17 protein-coding genes are annotated in these 15201 nt (G+C 57.0%); 6 read left to right on the top strand and 11 right to left on the bottom strand.

Annotated features, from left to right (window positions below; all coding sequences use genetic code 11):
- Positions 1-17 precede the first annotated feature (17 nt).
- Complete coding sequence (locus tag ACQYWX_RS20785) at positions 18-497, bottom strand: DUF6231 family protein (RefSeq protein WP_431686191.1); 480 nt, start codon at positions 495-497, stop codon at positions 18-20.
- 290 nt (positions 498-787) lie between these two features.
- Between ACQYWX_RS20785 and ACQYWX_RS20780 the strand changes: the two genes are divergently transcribed.
- Positions 788-1363, top strand: a complete 576-nt coding sequence (locus ACQYWX_RS20780) for a hypothetical protein (protein ID WP_216737365.1) — start codon at positions 788-790, stop codon at positions 1361-1363.
- Positions 1364-1400: 37 nt separating this feature from the next.
- Here ACQYWX_RS20780 and pdxH read toward each other — a convergent pair whose 3' ends face one another.
- The 10 genes from pdxH to ACQYWX_RS20730 all read right to left on the bottom strand — a co-directional run bounded on the left by pdxH (position 1401) and on the right by ACQYWX_RS20730 (position 8826).
- Positions 1401-2039 carry a pyridoxamine 5'-phosphate oxidase gene (gene pdxH, locus ACQYWX_RS20775; protein ID WP_127972217.1) on the bottom strand — a complete coding sequence of 213 codons (639 nt, stop codon included), beginning with the start codon at positions 2037-2039 and terminating at the stop codon, positions 1401-1403.
- Positions 2040-2274: 235 nt separating this feature from the next.
- Positions 2275-2565: a hypothetical protein gene (locus ACQYWX_RS20770; protein WP_431686190.1), complete on the bottom strand. Its 291-nt coding sequence runs from the start codon at positions 2563-2565 to the stop codon at positions 2275-2277.
- 234 nt (positions 2566-2799) lie between these two features.
- The gene (locus ACQYWX_RS20765) at positions 2800-3393 is read right to left on the bottom strand and encodes a HupE/UreJ family protein (protein WP_431686189.1); all 594 of its coding nucleotides are present in this window, start codon (positions 3391-3393) and stop codon (positions 2800-2802) included.
- 52 nt (positions 3394-3445) lie between these two features.
- Complete coding sequence (gene ureG, locus ACQYWX_RS20760; protein ID WP_127972211.1) at positions 3446-4060, bottom strand: urease accessory protein UreG; 615 nt, start codon at positions 4058-4060, stop codon at positions 3446-3448.
- Between the two features lie 44 nt (positions 4061-4104).
- Positions 4105-4773, bottom strand: coding sequence for an urease accessory protein UreF (locus ACQYWX_RS20755; protein ID WP_431686188.1), 669 nt, complete (start codon positions 4771-4773; stop codon positions 4105-4107).
- Positions 4774-4787: 14 nt separating this feature from the next.
- Positions 4788-5384 (bottom strand): urease accessory protein UreE, encoded by a 597-nt coding sequence (gene ureE, locus ACQYWX_RS20750; protein ID WP_431686187.1) that lies wholly within the window; start codon positions 5382-5384, stop codon positions 4788-4790.
- A gap of 15 nt (positions 5385-5399) precedes the next feature.
- Positions 5400-7103 carry an urease subunit alpha gene (gene ureC, locus ACQYWX_RS20745; RefSeq protein WP_431686186.1) on the bottom strand — a complete coding sequence of 568 codons (1704 nt, stop codon included), beginning with the start codon at positions 7101-7103 and terminating at the stop codon, positions 5400-5402.
- A 63-nt stretch (positions 7104-7166) separates the two neighbouring features.
- Positions 7167-7472 carry an urease subunit beta gene (locus ACQYWX_RS20740; RefSeq protein WP_216737371.1) on the bottom strand — a complete coding sequence of 102 codons (306 nt, stop codon included), beginning with the start codon at positions 7470-7472 and terminating at the stop codon, positions 7167-7169.
- A gap of 20 nt (positions 7473-7492) precedes the next feature.
- Complete coding sequence (gene ureA, locus ACQYWX_RS20735) at positions 7493-7795, bottom strand: urease subunit gamma (protein WP_305906126.1); 303 nt, start codon at positions 7793-7795, stop codon at positions 7493-7495.
- A 92-nt stretch (positions 7796-7887) separates the two neighbouring features.
- On the bottom strand, positions 7888-8826 hold the full coding sequence (locus ACQYWX_RS20730; protein WP_431686185.1) for an urease accessory protein UreD: 939 nt from the start codon (positions 8824-8826) through the stop codon (positions 7888-7890).
- A gap of 456 nt (positions 8827-9282) precedes the next feature.
- Between ACQYWX_RS20730 and urtA the strand changes: the two genes are divergently transcribed.
- From urtA to urtE, 5 genes are all read left to right on the top strand, one after another.
- Positions 9283-10572 (top strand): urea ABC transporter substrate-binding protein, encoded by a 1290-nt coding sequence (gene urtA, locus ACQYWX_RS20725; RefSeq protein ID WP_431686184.1) that lies wholly within the window; start codon positions 9283-9285, stop codon positions 10570-10572.
- A gap of 104 nt (positions 10573-10676) precedes the next feature.
- Positions 10677-12356, top strand: a complete 1680-nt coding sequence (urtB, locus tag ACQYWX_RS20720) for an urea ABC transporter permease subunit UrtB (RefSeq protein ID WP_431686183.1) — start codon at positions 10677-10679, stop codon at positions 12354-12356.
- Positions 12356-13603 (top strand): urea ABC transporter permease subunit UrtC, encoded by a 1248-nt coding sequence (urtC, locus tag ACQYWX_RS20715; protein ID WP_431686182.1) that lies wholly within the window; start codon positions 12356-12358, stop codon positions 13601-13603. The genes urtB and urtC overlap by 1 nt, the downstream gene beginning before the upstream one ends.
- A 9-nt stretch (positions 13604-13612) precedes the next feature.
- The gene (gene urtD / locus ACQYWX_RS20710; RefSeq protein WP_431686181.1) at positions 13613-14371 is read left to right on the top strand and encodes an urea ABC transporter ATP-binding protein UrtD; all 759 of its coding nucleotides are present in this window, start codon (positions 13613-13615) and stop codon (positions 14369-14371) included.
- Positions 14372-14425: 54 nt separating this feature from the next.
- On the top strand, positions 14426-15121 hold the full coding sequence (urtE, locus tag ACQYWX_RS20705) for an urea ABC transporter ATP-binding subunit UrtE (RefSeq protein ID WP_011398282.1): 696 nt from the start codon (positions 14426-14428) through the stop codon (positions 15119-15121).
- Positions 15122-15201 lie beyond the last annotated feature (80 nt).

Here is a 15201-nt window from a genome sequence, read left to right as displayed (position 1 = left end):
CTACGCGGAGGTTGTGTTTACCACCAATACTTACCAAACCTCTCTGGATTCGCCCAGTTTTCCGCATTGTTCCAGGCCCGTTTGGGGTTGTAATCCGTGATGGAATAAGCGTAAACCGCCAGCGCCCGACCATGGTCGGTAAACATCTCCAGACGGCGAAACCCTAATGCGATCAAGTGATTAAAGTCCCACTCAGGCGACTGATCATGATCTATGGTCGCCAGCACATTGGGGATCAGCAGATTGCGCGGGGCAGCCAGAAGTGCTTGTCCCGCCTGGAAGGGAAGTTTCTCCACCGCATCGCTGATGATGGCGGCTTCTGGGTGGCTATCGGCGCCAGCAATCTCCTCTATCCTGGCGGCGCAGGCCACATTCACCTGCCTGTCTTCACTGTATCTGAGCAAAGCGGGCGGCTGCGCCGGACCGATGTTCAGAACGCAAGTCGGAGACATGACGGACAGCCAGTCAAATAGCAGGTCATTTGGCGAATTGGCCACGTGGATTCAACCTATGGTGCAGCGAGTATGGATAGTGGAACGTATACAAAAAAAGCGCTGATCCATCAGCGCTACTGTTACTTGGAATCTGCAAGTATTTAAGCAGGGTAAACGAAGAAATGAAATGAAAAAGACTCTGAATTGCTTCAGACAATTAGAGTGTAGTAAAGCCTATGCTGGCGCGTTAGACGGATTATCCATTAAACTCGGAAGCGTATTTTCGAAATGCGATAACAAACTAGAAAACGCTTTTATTCGATAGCGCAACCCAATGAAACTCGGAGAAATATATGCACAGTAGAACTCTGTCAAAAATAGGCGTGGCATTGTTCACATTCTGCTTCAGTTTGTTTGTTCAAGCGGAAGCGCCTCTTACCGGAGACCTCATCGATCGCTGGATCAAGTCCCAGAAAGCCGTGCAGGAGTGGGGCGACAAGCACGAAGAAGAGTTGTCCAAATACGAAAAAGACAACGAAATGATCCCCACCAATATCGACGACATTGTCGCGCCGCTGAAAGCCTCAGGATTGTACGGTCAGGTTGAGGATATTGTAGAAGGCTACGGTTTCTCCACGCCGGAAGAATGGGCGAGCACTGCGCTGCGTATTTTCGGCGCCTATGCGGCGATTGAGATGCAGGGGCAGCAAGTCGATATGGACGCCATGAGGCAGCAATTGGCGGAGCTGGAAAAGAATCCGAATATCAGCGCGGAACAGAAGAAAATGATGCGCGATATGATGCAACAAGGGCTGGCGATGATGGAGAAATTCAAGAACGCGCCGCCTGAAGACGTTGAAGCGGTCAAGCCGCATATGAGCAAGCTGCGTAAAGTAATGGAAGAAAGCGGCGGCGGTCTGGACGACTGATCCTCGCTTGACTCCAAGGCTCTTAAAGGACTGCAGCTTATGGCTGCAGTCTTTCGACTTCCCAATTCTCACCGACCATCTTATACATAAAGCGATCGTGTAAACGGTTCGCGCGGCCTTGCCAGAATTCAATCGTCACCGGTCTTACCCGATAACCGCCCCAAAATGAGGGCAGCGGCACTTCGCCTTGCTTGAAGCGGTTTTTCATCTGCTCGAACGCCTGCTCCAGCAACTTGCGCGAGCCAATCGCCTGGCTTTGCTGTGACGCCCAGGCGGCGACCTGGGATTCGTGAGGACGGCTCAGAAAATAGCGGGTGGCTTCAGCGATGGAAAGCTTCTCCGCCACGCCGGTGACGCAGATCTGACGCTCCATCGGCAACCACGCGAAATGCAGGCTGACATTGGCGTTTTCCGCGATATTCTGCGCTTTACGGCTACCCAGATTGGTGTAAAACACGAATCCGGAGGCATCCAGGTTTTTCAGCAATACGATGCGTTGGCTGGGAACGCCCTGCGCATTGACCGTCGCCAGGGACATGGCGGTAGGGTCGGCGTTCAGGTCGGCGTCAATCGCCATCTGCAACCAGTTTTTGAATTGAACAATGGGGTCGTCGGCCAGGTCTTTGCGGGACAGGCCGGAGTAGAGGTACTCGCGTCTGATGTCGTCTAATTTCATGAGTGCTGCAATCCGGACAAGCTGATGATTTAGCGGATGATTCCGCCGACGGTTTGACTGGTATTGTACGGCAATTCACGCCGATTCGCTCACCGCAGAAGCTGCGTAATCGTCTAAGGTCGAATAAGTCTGAGATGAGAGAGCGGGATGGGCGAGAGATAAAAACTTGTCTGGATAAAAAACTGAGCGAGAAAATCGAAGTTGGGGCGATACCGCTGAATTCGCCCGTGACGGATCAGGCCGCCTGGGAATGATCCAGGCCGAAACTTTCAGTCAGGCCGCGATAACCCAGTTCCCGTTCGATGGACTGCAGAAAATCAAGCGAATCACGCAGGCTGTCTTCATCGGTGGCATCGAAATTCATCGTGATCAGCTCTTCGAGCCGCATGAGTTCGATGTCAGAAAAACTCTCCAATTGTTGTTGATTATGCATGTGGTAATCCCTCACTAAGGTTGCAGTTTTATTGTGGAGATAGCAGGTTTCATTTTGATTGCGCGCGTGATGAGGCGACTTGACGCTGATCATTAAATGAACTCCTGCCGGAAGCCTTCATTTATTAATCGCTAACTGCGGACTACTAGCTCCGATACTGCTCGTTATTCCGTTACTGCAGGGTAATAACATAGGAAAAAATTGAGGGAAACGCCAACGCTGATTTTACAGTGGGATGGAAGATGTCAGCGAAGTTGGCTTACGAGGGGGGCGGGGAAAGTGCGTCCGTGGGTAATTACCGACACGGACGCAGGGAGTCGCTCACTATCAGAAAGCGGAAGCTACCGCGGCGACGCCTGTGGCGATTGCGCCAGCGCCAAGGGTTTTGCGGGTGGCGTTGGTTTTTTCATAACGTTTGGCTAGCGCCGCAACGCCCCAGCCAACCAGCTGAATCATCGCCGTCGCCAGAATGAATCCGCTGACGTAGCTGAATGAATCTGCGCCGGCGGGTTGCTCGGCGACATGGGCGTAGCCATGGAAAACTGCGAATAAAGCCACCAGCGGCGCCGCAGCGAGAGTCAGCATACGGCTGTTTCCCGCCACCAGCAGTGCAGCGCCAAGGACGAACAAAGAAGCGGTGATCATGGCTTCAGGAATCGGCAGGCTAACGCTTGAGGCAGCCAGCAGGCCGCCGGTCAGCATGGCGCCGAGAAACGCCAGCAACAGACGCGCTTTCTGGCCGGTTTTCCAAGCCAGGAAGCCTACGCCCAACATGGCGACAAGGTGATCCAGGCCGAACATGGGGTGAGTCAATCCAGAGAAAAATCCGCCGACGACGCCGTGTCCCGGATGGGCGACTGCGGCCATGGAGGCGCCCAGGCCAGTGGTAAGTAGTAGAAATTGAGCTTTGGTGAATCGCATTAATCTGCTCCCTTGTTGGAAATGAGTGCTGTGTCGTCGTCCGCTGGGGACGCTAAGCCGCTTGCAGCATACCTTGGTCAATAATAAAACTGATGATGTCCTGCAGGCCTTCGCCGGTCTTCATATTACTGAAAATAAAGGGTTTGTCACCGCGCATTTTCCTGGCGTCGCGATCCATGACCTCCAATGAAGCGCCTACGATTGGCGCCAGATCGGTCTTGTTGATGATCAGAAGGTCGGACTTGGTGATGCCTGGACCGCCTTTGCGGGGAATTTTATCGCCAGCGGAAACATCGATGACATACAGGGTCAGGTCAGACAGCTCCGGGCTGAACGTGGCGCTCAGGTTATCGCCGCCGCTTTCCACCAGCACCAGATCGAGTCCGGGATGGCGCGCCGTCAGGGTGTCGATGGCGGCGAGGTTCATGGAGGCGTCTTCCCGAATGGCGGTATGAGGACAGCCGCCGGTTTCCACACCGATGATGCGATCTTCGGTGAGCGCCTGATTGCGGATCAGAAACTGGGCGTCTTCTTCTGTATAGATATCGTTGGTGACCACGGCGATATTAAAGCGTTCCCGCAGCTCCTGGCACAGACGGGCCACCAGCGCTGTTTTGCCGGAACCCACCGGGCCGCCGATGCCGACGCGCAAAGTTTGTGTGCTCATAAAAGCGTTACCTCCAGATGATGTTTATTGTCCTGCGCGCCTGTTCAGGATCGGAACAGGCGCGAGTATTGCGTTTCGTGTTGGGCGCAGGCCATGGCCCAGCCGGGCAGGGACGCGCCGAAATTTTCTTCTTTTATCTGCGTTGCGGCTGCAACCGTCTCGGTCAGAATGGGCATCAGTCGCTGCAATATGCGCTGCGCCGCCGTCTGCGCCAGCGGCAGTGTCTTCCCCGCCACGGCGATCTGGTTTTCCAGCCAGCTCCACAGAAATCCTACGGCGGCGTTCTCCGCATCAATGTCCCAGTGCGTGCAAGCCAGCGTCCACAGCGTCAGCAGGGACGCTGGTCGCTCCAGCCAGGGCTCCGCGCCGGGGACGCCCAGGTCCCGCAGAAGCTTGGCCAGGGCTTTGCCCACATGGCGGTCTTCGTCCAGCAACTCCTGGGTTTCGCGAGCGGCGAGCAGCCAGGCGTTCCAGTAGGTGATTTGTTCGTGGTCATTGGCGCGCCAGGCCTGCAGCAGCTTGAACAACACCGGCAGATCGGTTTTCCCGAGTCCCTGGCTGATCACCCCCTGCAGCCAGTCGTGGATTTTTTCCGGCGTGTCGACGCCGCCGTGATCAATGGCCCACTCCAAGCCCTGCGAATAGGCGAAGGCGCCTACAGGTAAGGCCGGGCTGGTCAGGTTCATGAGTTTCAGCAACGCTAAAGGCGGCATGGGCGGCAAGTCCTTTAATGCTCGTGAGGGTGTGAATGAAGGTGAACATGATCATGTGGATGTTCATGATCCGGCCCGTGAAAATGGTAACGCGCACTGAGCTCTCTGGCGTCGTGGCGATTCTGGTCGTGAGAGTGGTCGTGGCCATGATGGTGGCCGCCATGTCCGCCATGTCCGCTATGTCCACCATAGGCACCGTTTTCAGGATTGAACGGCGCAGATTCTCGCACGACTTCCAATCCATACAGGCGGCACAGATCCTCCAGAACATGGTCCGGTTGGAAGCGCACCCAGAGTTCGCCAATCTGTAGCGGCGTATGTCGGTTGCCCAGGTGATAGCAAATTTGCGCAAACTGACGCGCTTCGCTGGCCTGCGCGGTGGCGACGGTTTCCGGCGCGGCGCTGATGGCATAGACGTTTCCGTTTTCCGCCAGCAGCAGGTCGCCGTCCAGCAGGGTTTTGCCGCGTTCCAGAAACAGCCCGACATCTTCTCCAGACTGGGTTTGGGCGCGCAAACGGCCGCGTTTGCGTTCATCGTAAGTCAGGCTGATGACGCCAGCGACGGCGGGCGTCTGTCCGGTCTCGATATAGCGTTCGGTGATGCGAATCATGCTGTGCCTCCGCTTTTAGAAGAGAAAATAGCGCTGCGCCAGAGGCAGCACTTTTGCAGGCTCACAGACCAGCAGCTCGCCGTTGGCGCGCACTTCATAGGTTTGCGAATCCACTTCCATCTGCGGCGTCAGGTCGTTCAGCACCATGCTCTTCTTGGTGACGGCGCGGGTGTTGCGACAGGCGCTGAGCGGGGACTGCAAACCGAACAGCTCTTTCACTCCGTTATCCAGAGCGGCCTGGCAGACAAAGGTGAGGCGGGTCTGCTGCATGGCCTGACCGAAGGCGCCGAACATGGGGCGATAGTGCACCGGCTGTGGCGTCGGGATGGAGGCGTTGGCGTCGCCCATCGGAGCGGCGGCGATCATTCCGCCTTTGATGATCAGAGAGGGCTTGGCCCCGAAGAAAGCTGGTCGCCATAAAATAATATCCGCAAGCTTGCCGGGTTCCAGCGATCCCACTTCGTGGGCGATGCCGTGGGCGATAGCGGGATTGATAGTGTATTTGGCGATGTAGCGTTTGGCGCGAAAGTTGTCGGCGCGCTCGGAGTCCTGCGCCAACGGGCCGCGTTGCACTTTCATTTTATGCGCGGTCTGCCAGGTGCGGCAGACCACTTCGCCAACCCGGCCCATGGCCTGAGAGTCGGAGGAGATCATGCTGAATGCGCCAAGATCGTGCAGGATGTCTTCCGCGGCGATGGTTTCCTTACGGATGCGTGAGTCGGCGAAGGCGACGTCTTCTGGGATATCCGGGTCCAGATGGTGGCACACCATCAGCATGTCCAGATGCTCGTCCACCGTGTTGATGGTGTAAGGCCGGGTCGGATTAGTGGAGGAGGGCAGCACGTTCAGTTCGCCGCAGGCCTTGATAATGTCAGGTGCGTGACCGCCGCCGGCGCCTTCGGTGTGATAGGTATGGATGGTGCGCCCTTTGAACGCCGCCAGCGTATCCTCGACAAAACCGGACTCGTTCAGCGTGTCGGTGTGAATGGCTACCTGCACATCGTACTTTTCGGCGATATTCAGACAGTTGTCGATGGAGGCCGGCGTGGTGCCCCAGTCTTCATGCAGCTTCAGGCCCATGGCGCCGGCGAGCATCTGCTCTTCCAGCGCCGCCGGCAGGCTGGCGTTGCCTTTGCCGAGAAAACCCAGGTTCATGGGGAAGGCGTCGGCGGCCTGCAGCATCTTGCCCATATGCCACGGACCGGGGGTGCAGGTGGTGGCGTTGGTGCCGGTGGCGGGACCGGTGCCGCCGCCCAGCATGGTGGTGACGCCGGACATCAACGCTTCTTCGATTTGCTGCGGACAGATGAAATGTATGTGGGCGTCGATGCCGCCGGCGGTGGCGATCATGCCTTCGCCGGCAATGACTTCGGTGCCGGGGCCAATAATAATGTCGATGTTGTCCTGAATATCCGGGTTGCCCGCTTTGCCGATGGCGGCGATGCGACCCTGCTTGAGCCCGATGTCCGCCTTGACGACGCCCCAGTGGTCAAGAATCAGCGCATTGGTGATGACGGTGTCCACCGCTTCTGTATTAGGACGTTGTGACTGTCCCATACCGTCACGGATAACCTTACCGCCGCCGAATTTCACTTCGTGGCCGTAGGCGGCGTAATCTTTTTCCACTTCAATCCATAATTCGGTGTCGCCCAGGCGCACCCGGTCGCCTACGGTTGGCCCGAACATGTCGGCGTAGGCGGCTCTAGAAATCTTTGCCATGGTGATAAGTCCTGCTGTGTAACCTGTTTGCGTGCTGCCTTATTTTTGTCGCGCCGGGCGTCGTCATAAGTCGCCCATGACATCGCCGCGGAAACCGTAAACCTTGCGCTCGCCGCCCAAGGCGACCAGCTCCACCGTGCGGGTTTGTCCGGGTTCGAAACGCACAGCGGTCCCAGCGGCGATGTTCAGGCGGAAGCCGCGCGCCTGCTCTCGCGGAAAGGACAGCGCCGGGTTGGTTTCAAAGAAGTGATAATGAGAACCCACTTGCACCGGCCGGTCGCCGGTATTGGTGACTTCCACGGTAATGGTCGGCAGGCCGGCGTTGATTTCGATATCGCCGGGGAGGGCGTCTATTTCTCCTGGAATCATGACTGGATCTCCATCAGCGATTAAGGGATAGGGTTGTGGACCGTGACCAGTTTGGTGCCGTCCGGGAAAGTGGCTTCCACCTGCACCTCTGGAATCATTTCCGGTATGCCGTCCATGACGTCATCCCGCGTCAGCAGCGTGCGACCGTAAGCCATCAGCTCCGCTACGCTGCGGCCATCCCGGGCGCCTTCCACGATTTCCATGCTCAGGTAGGCCATCGCCTCCGGGTAATTCAGTTTCAATCCCCGCGCTTTACGACGCTCCGCCACCAGTGCGGCGGTGTACAGCAGCAGTTTGTCTTTTTCTCTAGGGGTGAGTTCCATCGTGAACTTCCTCTTTTATCTTGCGGTTACTTTTATTGTTCGATTGCTGAGCTTTGAGCCGTCATCGGCGATCGCCTCAAAACCGGTCTGCGTCAGGTCGCCCATATTCGCGGCGGATGGCTTTCCACGCCGATTAACGCTGGACGCAGCAGGGACCACGCCGCCATAAACAACCGCTTGATGGGCTCCGACTGCTGACACAGCGCGCGCAGGATGATCAGATCGTCCTTGCGCGTCAGGGTCCAGCGCAGGTCTTTGTCTACGGTAAGGGCGGCGATGGCTGCATTCGTCTGCAACGCCTCGCGGCATTGTTGCAGCAGCTTTTGCGGCGAGTCCTGCACGTATCCGGCGAGCATCGATCCGTAAACCTGGCGCCCCTGCAGTCCCCAGGGCTCTTTAAACCCGGGGCCCTCGCCGCGCAACGCGACCCGCTCGAAGAAGCAGAGCGCGCCGTCACGCAGAATCTGGGTGGTCTGGGTAAACGCGCCGCGGGCGAATGGAGCGTCCGCCGCCGGGCGTCCCAGTGCGGTAATTTCCCAGGCGATGAAGCGGCTGGCGGCGCTGGTCTCCAAGCGCAATGTCTGCGCGCCCTCGGCGCCGTCGTAAATAATATTTTCCTGGGGCAGCCATTCCAGGCTGTCCGCGTCGGCGCAGTGCAGGCGAACGGTCTGACATTGCCGGTGTCCGGCTGCGTCAGTGCGATAGATTTTGCCGGCGGAAGGGGTAGTGAACAGCGCGCCTGCGCCTTGCTCCACTCTGGCGTCAATTTCGATTTCATCTCCGCAAACCAAACCGCCGGGAGGATGCAATATATAGATGTGGGGGCGTTGCGCGCCTTCTGGATAAAACGGTCGTTGCACCCGCAGAGGGCCTTGGTGAACGGCTTGCTTCAATATGGTGCGATTTGACTCTTTGGTCAGGTTTAATGTGAGCGACGCCCGCCAGTTTCTGGCGCCGGTGGCGGCGGAAGAGCCAGGATTCAATTCCTGCTCCGCCTGCTTGTTTTTATCGGTGAATTGCTCTGCAAGCATTACGCTGCGTACCTTTACGCTGGGGTCGCGATCTCTGTCCGCGACTTTCTTCTTACCCGCTGCGCCCTGAAACAATGCGTGGACGCGCTCGTTTCTGTCTCGTTGTGGCAAGTCATTAAGCGAATGCTGTGCCAACCCCTCGCCATTTTGGCGCTGACAGGGCGAAGGCGACGGTTTAAAAGCGTTCAGGGGCTCTGTTTTTGCACCGCTTTGGTTCATGGGTTTGGCGCGCCTTAAGTGGGGCGTCAGGCATTTTTTGAGCGCGCCCCGATATTGTGCCCCCATGCTTGAGACATGGGTCACACTGGTGCGAATGGAGGCTCCGTAAAACTACGTATCTTTGGGTTTTCAAATGTAACGTTATGAAAACAAAGAGATAAAAAAGTGATGGAACACTGCGTGCGTTGCTTGCGACGGGAGAAACTCACAACATTAACCCGTATCGGAGTTCGTACAATGAAAAAAATGTCTAGGCGTGTTGGGATTGGTTTGAGCGCGTTGGCCCTTTCGATCAGCGCCTCCCTGGCGCAGGCGGCGGACACCATCAAGGTGGGCGTTCTGCACAGCCTGAGCGGAACCATGGCTATCAGCGAGACAACTCTGAAGGATACAGTTCTCATGCTCGTGGATGAGCAAAACAAGAAGGGCGGCCTGCTTGGCAAGAAGCTTGAAGCCGTCGTGGTTGATCCCGCTTCCAACTGGCCGCTGTTCGCAGAGAAAGCGCGCGAGCTGTTGGAAAAAGACAAAGTGGATGTGGTGTTCGGCTGCTGGACCTCCGTCTCGCGCAAATCCGTACTGCCGGTGTTTGAAGAGCTGAACGGCCTGTTGTTCTATCCGGTGCAATACGAAGGGGAAGAGTCCTCCAAGAACGTTTTCTATACCGGCGCCGCGCCTAACCAGCAGGCGGTGCCTGCGGTCGACTATCTGATGAATGAGCTGGGCGTGAAGCGCTGGGTGCTGGCGGGCACCGACTATGTGTATCCGCGCACCACCAACAAAATCCTGGAAGCCTATCTGAAATCGAAAGGCGTTAAACAGGAAGACATCATGATCAACTACACGCCTTTCGGACACTCCGACTGGCAGAGCATCGTCTCCGACATCAAGAAGTTCGGTTCCGCCGGCAAGAAAACCGCAGTCGTCTCCACCATCAACGGCGACGCCAACGTGCCTTTCTATAAAGAGCTGGGCAACCAGGGCATTTCCGCGGAAGACATCCCGGTCGTGGCCTTCTCCGTGGGTGAAGAAGAGTTGTCCGGTCTGGACACCAAGCCCCTGGTCGGCCACCTGGCGGCCTGGAACTATTTCATGAGTGTGGACGCGGAAGCGAACGATGAATTCATCGATTCCTGGAAAACCTTTATCAAGGATAAAAAACGCGTCACCAACGACCCCATGGAAGCGCACTTCATCGGCTTCAACATGTGGGCGGAAGCGGTCAAGAAAGCCGGGACTACCGATCCAGACGCAGTCGGTCAGGCGATTGTCGGCGTCACGGTGCCTAACCTGTCCGGCGGCTACGCCACCATGATGCCGAACCACCACATCACCAAACCGGTGCTGATAGGCGAAATTCAGGAAGACGGTCAGTTTGAAACCGTGTGGCGCACTTCCGGCGCTGTCATGGGCGACGCCTGGTCCGACTATCTGCCGGGCAGCAAAGACCTGACGGCGGACTGGACCCTGCCTTTGAGTTGCGGCAACTACAACGTCAAAACCGGCAAGTGCTCCGGGCAAAACTATTAATCGATAACGCCCATCCCATCGCGGAAATTACTGTGACGCCGGCTTCGACTGGCGTCACAGCGCAGACTTCCGCCGGGCGTAAACCGCTACGGAAAGAGTAACCCATGCGACGACTTTCCCTCCTGTTTTCCTCAAGCTCGCGGCTGAGTTTTGCAAGACTGGGCTGCGCGCTGTTAATGATATGTATGTGGGTGCTGGGCTCCGGCGCGCAGGCGGAGCCCGCTGACGCTCGCCTGGAACCCATACTTACCCAATTAAAGACGGCGGGCTTTGCTGAAAAAGAGCAGCTCGTCAGCAAATTAAGCGAGATTGACGATCCCCAGGTCGCTCCCATTCTCAGCGCGTTGCTGGAAGGCGATCTGCAATACGCCAAGAAAGGCGAGGGCGAGGTGGTTATCTTGCGCTACGCCAATGATCTTTACTCTGCGAAAAACGCGCTGACCGGCGAGGTGACGGAGGATGTCGAGAAGCGCGCGTTCAAGAAGATCAGTGTGAATAATTCCCTGCGGCAATTGCTGCGGGAAAGTCTGGCGGCGCTGCAATTGCGTGCGCCGGATGTAAATGTGCGTCTGGAAGCGGCGCGCAATATGATGAAATCCGATGACGCGAGCAATATTCCTCTACTGCAGCGCGCGCTGGAGAAAGAGCAGGATGCGCCCGTTCAAGAGCTGTTATCTGTCGATCTGGCCATGTTGCAGGCGCGCTATGGCGAAACAACGCAGAGTCGGGTGGCGGCGATAGAGCAACTGCAGGGCGAGCTGTATGTGGAAGTGCGTTCGCTGCTGCGCAGCTTTCTGAACACCAACGGCCAGGGCGAGTTCCTGGAGCCGGACCCAGCCGTAAGGCAGGCGGCGCAGGAGGCGTTGGATGCGATTGAAAGCCTGGTCGCCTTCAATAAAGGCGTGGAGAACGTGTACTTCGGCGTCAGTCTGGGCGCAGTGTTGTTGCTGGCGGCGGTAGGGCTGGCCATCACATTTGGCGTGATGGGAGTCATCAATATGGCCCACGGCGAGATGATCATGCTGGGCGCCTACACCACTTATGTGATTCAGCAATGGATGCCGAACCATATTGAGCACTCTTTATTTGTCGCCATTCCTGCGGCGTTTCTGGTGTCGGGGCTGGCGGGCGTCGTGATCGAGCGTGGCGTGATCCGTTTTCTTTACGGCCGCCCACTGGAAACCCTATTGGCCACTTTTGGCATTAGCCTGTGTCTGCAGCAACTGGTCAGAACCGTTTTTGGTTCCTTGAATCAATCCGTTATTACGCCGGCCTGGATGTCGGGTTCTATTGAGATCAACGGCGCACTGTCTCTGACCTACAACCGTTTATACATCATTATCTTCAGCATTCTGGTGCTGCTGGCGCTGGCGGCGTTGCTGCGTAAAACCCAGTTCGGACTGCAAATGCGGGCGGTGACGCAAAACCGGCCCATGGCCAGCTCCATGGGGATTCGCACTGGCTGGCTGGATGCGCTGACCTTTGGTCTGGGCTCCGGCATCGCCGGTATCGCCGGCGTGGCGTTGAGTCAGTTAACCAATGTCGGCCCCAATCTGGGCCAGTCCTACATCATCGACTCATTCATGGTGGTGGTGTTCGGCGGCGTGGGCAATATCATGGGCACGTTCGTTGGGGCCATGTCCCTGGGGGTCGCTAATAAACTGATGGAGCCTTTTGCTGGCGCGGTGCTGGCGAAAATTCTGGTGCTGGTTTTCATCATTCTATTTATCCAGAAATACCCGAGGGGCATGTTCGCCCTCAAGGGCCGCGCGGTGGAGGGCTGATGACGATGCAGTTGGGACCTGTCACTCGACTTCTCATGAACGATAAAGGCGGCCGCTATCTGCTGCTGGCGCTGGTTGCGCTGGCGGTGATCGTGCCGCTGTTGAATCTGACTATGGCGCCGGGCTCGGCGCTGCACGTGTCCACTTACACGGTGACATTGCTTGGAAAGTACCTCTGCTATGCCCTCTTGGCGCTGGCGGTTGACCTGATTTGGGGATACTGCGGGATTCTCAGTCTGGGGCACGGCGCTTTTTTTGCCTTGGGTGGTTATGCGATGGGGATGTACCTGATGCGCCAGATCGGCGAGCGGGGCGTATACGGCGATCCGTTGTTGCCGGACTTCATGGTGTTTTTGAACTGGAAAGAGCTGCCCTGGTATTGGCACGGCTTCGATAATTTCGGCTTCGCCATGCTGATGGTAGCGCTGGCGCCGGGGCTGTTGGCGTTCGTGTTCGGCTGGCTGGCGTTTCGTTCGCGGGTCACCGGCGTTTATCTCTCCATTATTACTCAGGCGCTGACTTACGCCTTGATGCTGGCGTTTTTCCGTAACGATATGGGATTCGGCGGCAATAATGGCCTGACCGACTTCAAGGATTTGCTGGGCTTTAACCTGCAATCGGACGCCACTCGCTGCGGCCTGTTCATCGCCTCCGCCGTGTCGCTTATGGTGGGCTATGTTCTGTGTCGCCGCATCGTTAACTCCAAACTGGGACGCGTCCTGGTGGCGGTGCGCGATGCGGAAGCGCGCACGCGGTTTCTGGGCTATCGGGTGGACAAATACAAACTCTTTGTTTTCGTCGTCTCCTCGGTGCTCGCGGGAATTGCCGGCGCGCTCTATGTCCCCCAGGTGGGCATTATTAATCCTGGTGAGTTTTCCCCCATCAACTCCATCGAGATCATTATCTGGGTGGCTGTCGGCGGGCGCGGCACGCTGTATGGCGCAGTCATTGGGGCGATGGCGGTGAACTACGCGAAAAGCTATTTCACGGGGGCGTTTCCTGAGCTTTGGCTGTATTGCCTGGGCGCTTTATTCGTGGTCACGACGTTGTTTCTACCCAAAGGGCTGGTTGGGTTGCTTGAACGCATCCGTCCAAGGGAAAAGTCGGCGTCACCAACGCAGTCTGAAGTGTCTGGGGACGCCGTCACGACTACCGGTTCCGCCGCGTCGACGCCAAGTGAGCCTTCGCGTCCCGCCGCAGCTGACCTGCGCGCCGGGAAAGCGGTGGAAGTCAGTCCCAGCTCATAAGGAAAGATCATGCAAGCGAAACATCTGCAACAACCCAGCATTCTTTATTTAAACGGCGTTTCCGTCAGCTTCGATGGCTTCAAGGCGCTGAACAGTTTGTCATTGATTCTGGCCCCGGGAGAATTGCGCGCGATCATCGGCCCAAACGGCGCGGGTAAGACCACCATGATGGATGTCATTACCGGCAAGACGCGGCCAGACACGGGGCAGGTGCTGTTCAACAATAACGTTGATCTGACTCAGCATGATGAGGCTGAAATCGCCAATATGGGCGTCGGCCGCAAATTCCAGAAGCCGACGGTGATTGAGTCGCTGACTGTGTTTGAAAACCTGGAACTGGCGCTGCAAGGCGGTCGCAAGGTGTATGAGGCCTTCTTCCATCGACTGAGCAAGGCCCAGAAAACCCGCATTGATGAAATCCTGACGCTGGTGGATCTCAGCGCCAGGACGGACGAACTCGCTGGCGCTCTCTCGCATGGGCAGAAGCAATGGCTGGAGATTGGCATGTTGCTGATACAAGGGCCGGAATTGCTGCTGATCGATGAGCCGGCGGCGGGAATGACTGACGTGGAAACCGAGAAAACCGCCGAGTTGTTCAAGGCTGTCTCCAAACAGCATTCCCTGGTGGTCGTGGAGCACGACATGGATTTCGTGCGCGCGCTGCAATGCAAAGTCACGGTGCTGCACGAAGGGCGCGTTCTGGCCGAGGGTTCGCTGGATCAGGTGCAGAAGAATCAGCAGGTGATTGAGGTTTATCTGGGGCGGTAACGATAAATCGACGCCCCTGGATCAAACAGCGACAGAATAATCGAGTAATGTCATATGTTGAACGTACAGAACGTAGACTTGTTTTACGGCGCCAGTCAGGCCTTATATGGCGTCAGTATGGAAGCGGAGGCGGGCAAGGTGTCCTGCATTCTGGGTCGCAACGGAGTCGGCAAGACATCGCTGCTGCGGGCATTGTCCGGTCGCCATCCCGTCAAAAAAGGCGCGGTGCTCTGGCAGGGGCGCGATATTGCGCGACTCTCCCCCCATGATCGCGCCAAACTGGGCATCGCCTATGTGCCCCAGGGGCGCGAGATATTCTCCCAGCTCACGGTGCTGGAAAATCTGAAAACCGGCTTCGCCGCTATTCCTCGCAGTCAGCGCAGCATACCGGAGGAAATTTTCACACTGTTTCCCGTACTGAAAAGTATGCTTAAGCGTCGCGGCGGTGATCTTTCTGGCGGGCAGCAACAGCAGCTCGCCATCGCCCGCGCCCTGGTCACCCGTCCCAAACTCCTGATGTTGGACGAGCCGACGGAAGGCATCCAGCCATCCATCATCAAGGATATCCAGAGCGTCATCGGCAGACTGCGCGACAGGGGTGACATGGCCATTGTGCTGATCGAACAGTACCTCGACTTCGCCTACGAACTCGCCGATAACTATGCCGTGCTGGATCGCGGCTCCGTCGTTCTGTCCGGCCAGAAAGCGGACATGGATAAAGAGCAGGTCAGAGGGTACATGACAGTGTGAAAAACTGACTCAGGGATGAGTTTGACGACTACTATCTATCTACTGCCTGCGCGTCATATCCTGCTCAGGTGGCGCCCCTG

It is taken from the genome of Hahella sp. NBU794 (assembly GCF_050749805.1).
Classification (GTDB): Bacteria; Pseudomonadota; Gammaproteobacteria; order Pseudomonadales; family Oleiphilaceae; genus Hahella.
The sequence above is the reverse complement of the archived record's forward strand: the minus strand, read 5'-3'. Positions and strand labels throughout refer to the sequence as shown.

What these genes read in the sequence shown, in the direction of transcription:
- ACQYWX_RS20780 (WP_216737365.1), top strand. Translation starts at nt 788, where the DNA reads ATGCACAGTAGAACTCTGTCAAAAATAGGCGTGGCATTGTTCACATTC.
- pdxH (WP_127972217.1), bottom strand. Translation starts at nt 2,039, where the DNA reads ATGAAATTAGACGACATCAGACGCGAGTACCTCTACTCCGGCCTGTCC.
- ACQYWX_RS20770 (WP_431686190.1), bottom strand. Translation starts at nt 2,565, where the DNA reads ATGATCAGCGTCAAGTCGCCTCATCACGCGCGCAATCAAAATGAAACC.
- ACQYWX_RS20765 (WP_431686189.1), bottom strand. Translation starts at nt 3,393, where the DNA reads ATGCGATTCACCAAAGCTCAATTTCTACTACTTACCACTGGCCTGGGC.
- ureG (WP_127972211.1), bottom strand. Translation starts at nt 4,060, where the DNA reads ATGAGCACACAAACTTTGCGCGTCGGCATCGGCGGCCCGGTGGGTTCC.
- ACQYWX_RS20755 (WP_431686188.1), bottom strand. Translation starts at nt 4,773, where the DNA reads ATGCCGCCTTTAGCGTTGCTGAAACTCATGAACCTGACCAGCCCGGCC.
- ureE (WP_431686187.1), bottom strand. Translation starts at nt 5,384, where the DNA reads ATGATTCGCATCACCGAACGCTATATCGAGACCGGACAGACGCCCGCC.
- ureC (WP_431686186.1), bottom strand. Translation starts at nt 7,103, where the DNA reads ATGGCAAAGATTTCTAGAGCCGCCTACGCCGACATGTTCGGGCCAACC.
- ACQYWX_RS20740 (WP_216737371.1), bottom strand. Translation starts at nt 7,472, where the DNA reads ATGATTCCAGGAGAAATAGACGCCCTCCCCGGCGATATCGAAATCAAC.
- ureA (WP_305906126.1), bottom strand. Translation starts at nt 7,795, where the DNA reads ATGGAACTCACCCCTAGAGAAAAAGACAAACTGCTGCTGTACACCGCC.
- ACQYWX_RS20730 (WP_431686185.1), bottom strand. Translation starts at nt 8,826, where the DNA reads ATGCTTGCAGAGCAATTCACCGATAAAAACAAGCAGGCGGAGCAGGAA.
- urtA (WP_431686184.1), top strand. Translation starts at nt 9,283, where the DNA reads ATGAAAAAAATGTCTAGGCGTGTTGGGATTGGTTTGAGCGCGTTGGCC.
- urtB (WP_431686183.1), top strand. Translation starts at nt 10,677, where the DNA reads ATGCGACGACTTTCCCTCCTGTTTTCCTCAAGCTCGCGGCTGAGTTTT.
- urtC (WP_431686182.1), top strand. Translation starts at nt 12,356, where the DNA reads ATGACGATGCAGTTGGGACCTGTCACTCGACTTCTCATGAACGATAAA.
- urtD (WP_431686181.1), top strand. Translation starts at nt 13,613, where the DNA reads ATGCAAGCGAAACATCTGCAACAACCCAGCATTCTTTATTTAAACGGC.
- urtE (WP_011398282.1), top strand. Translation starts at nt 14,426, where the DNA reads ATGTTGAACGTACAGAACGTAGACTTGTTTTACGGCGCCAGTCAGGCC.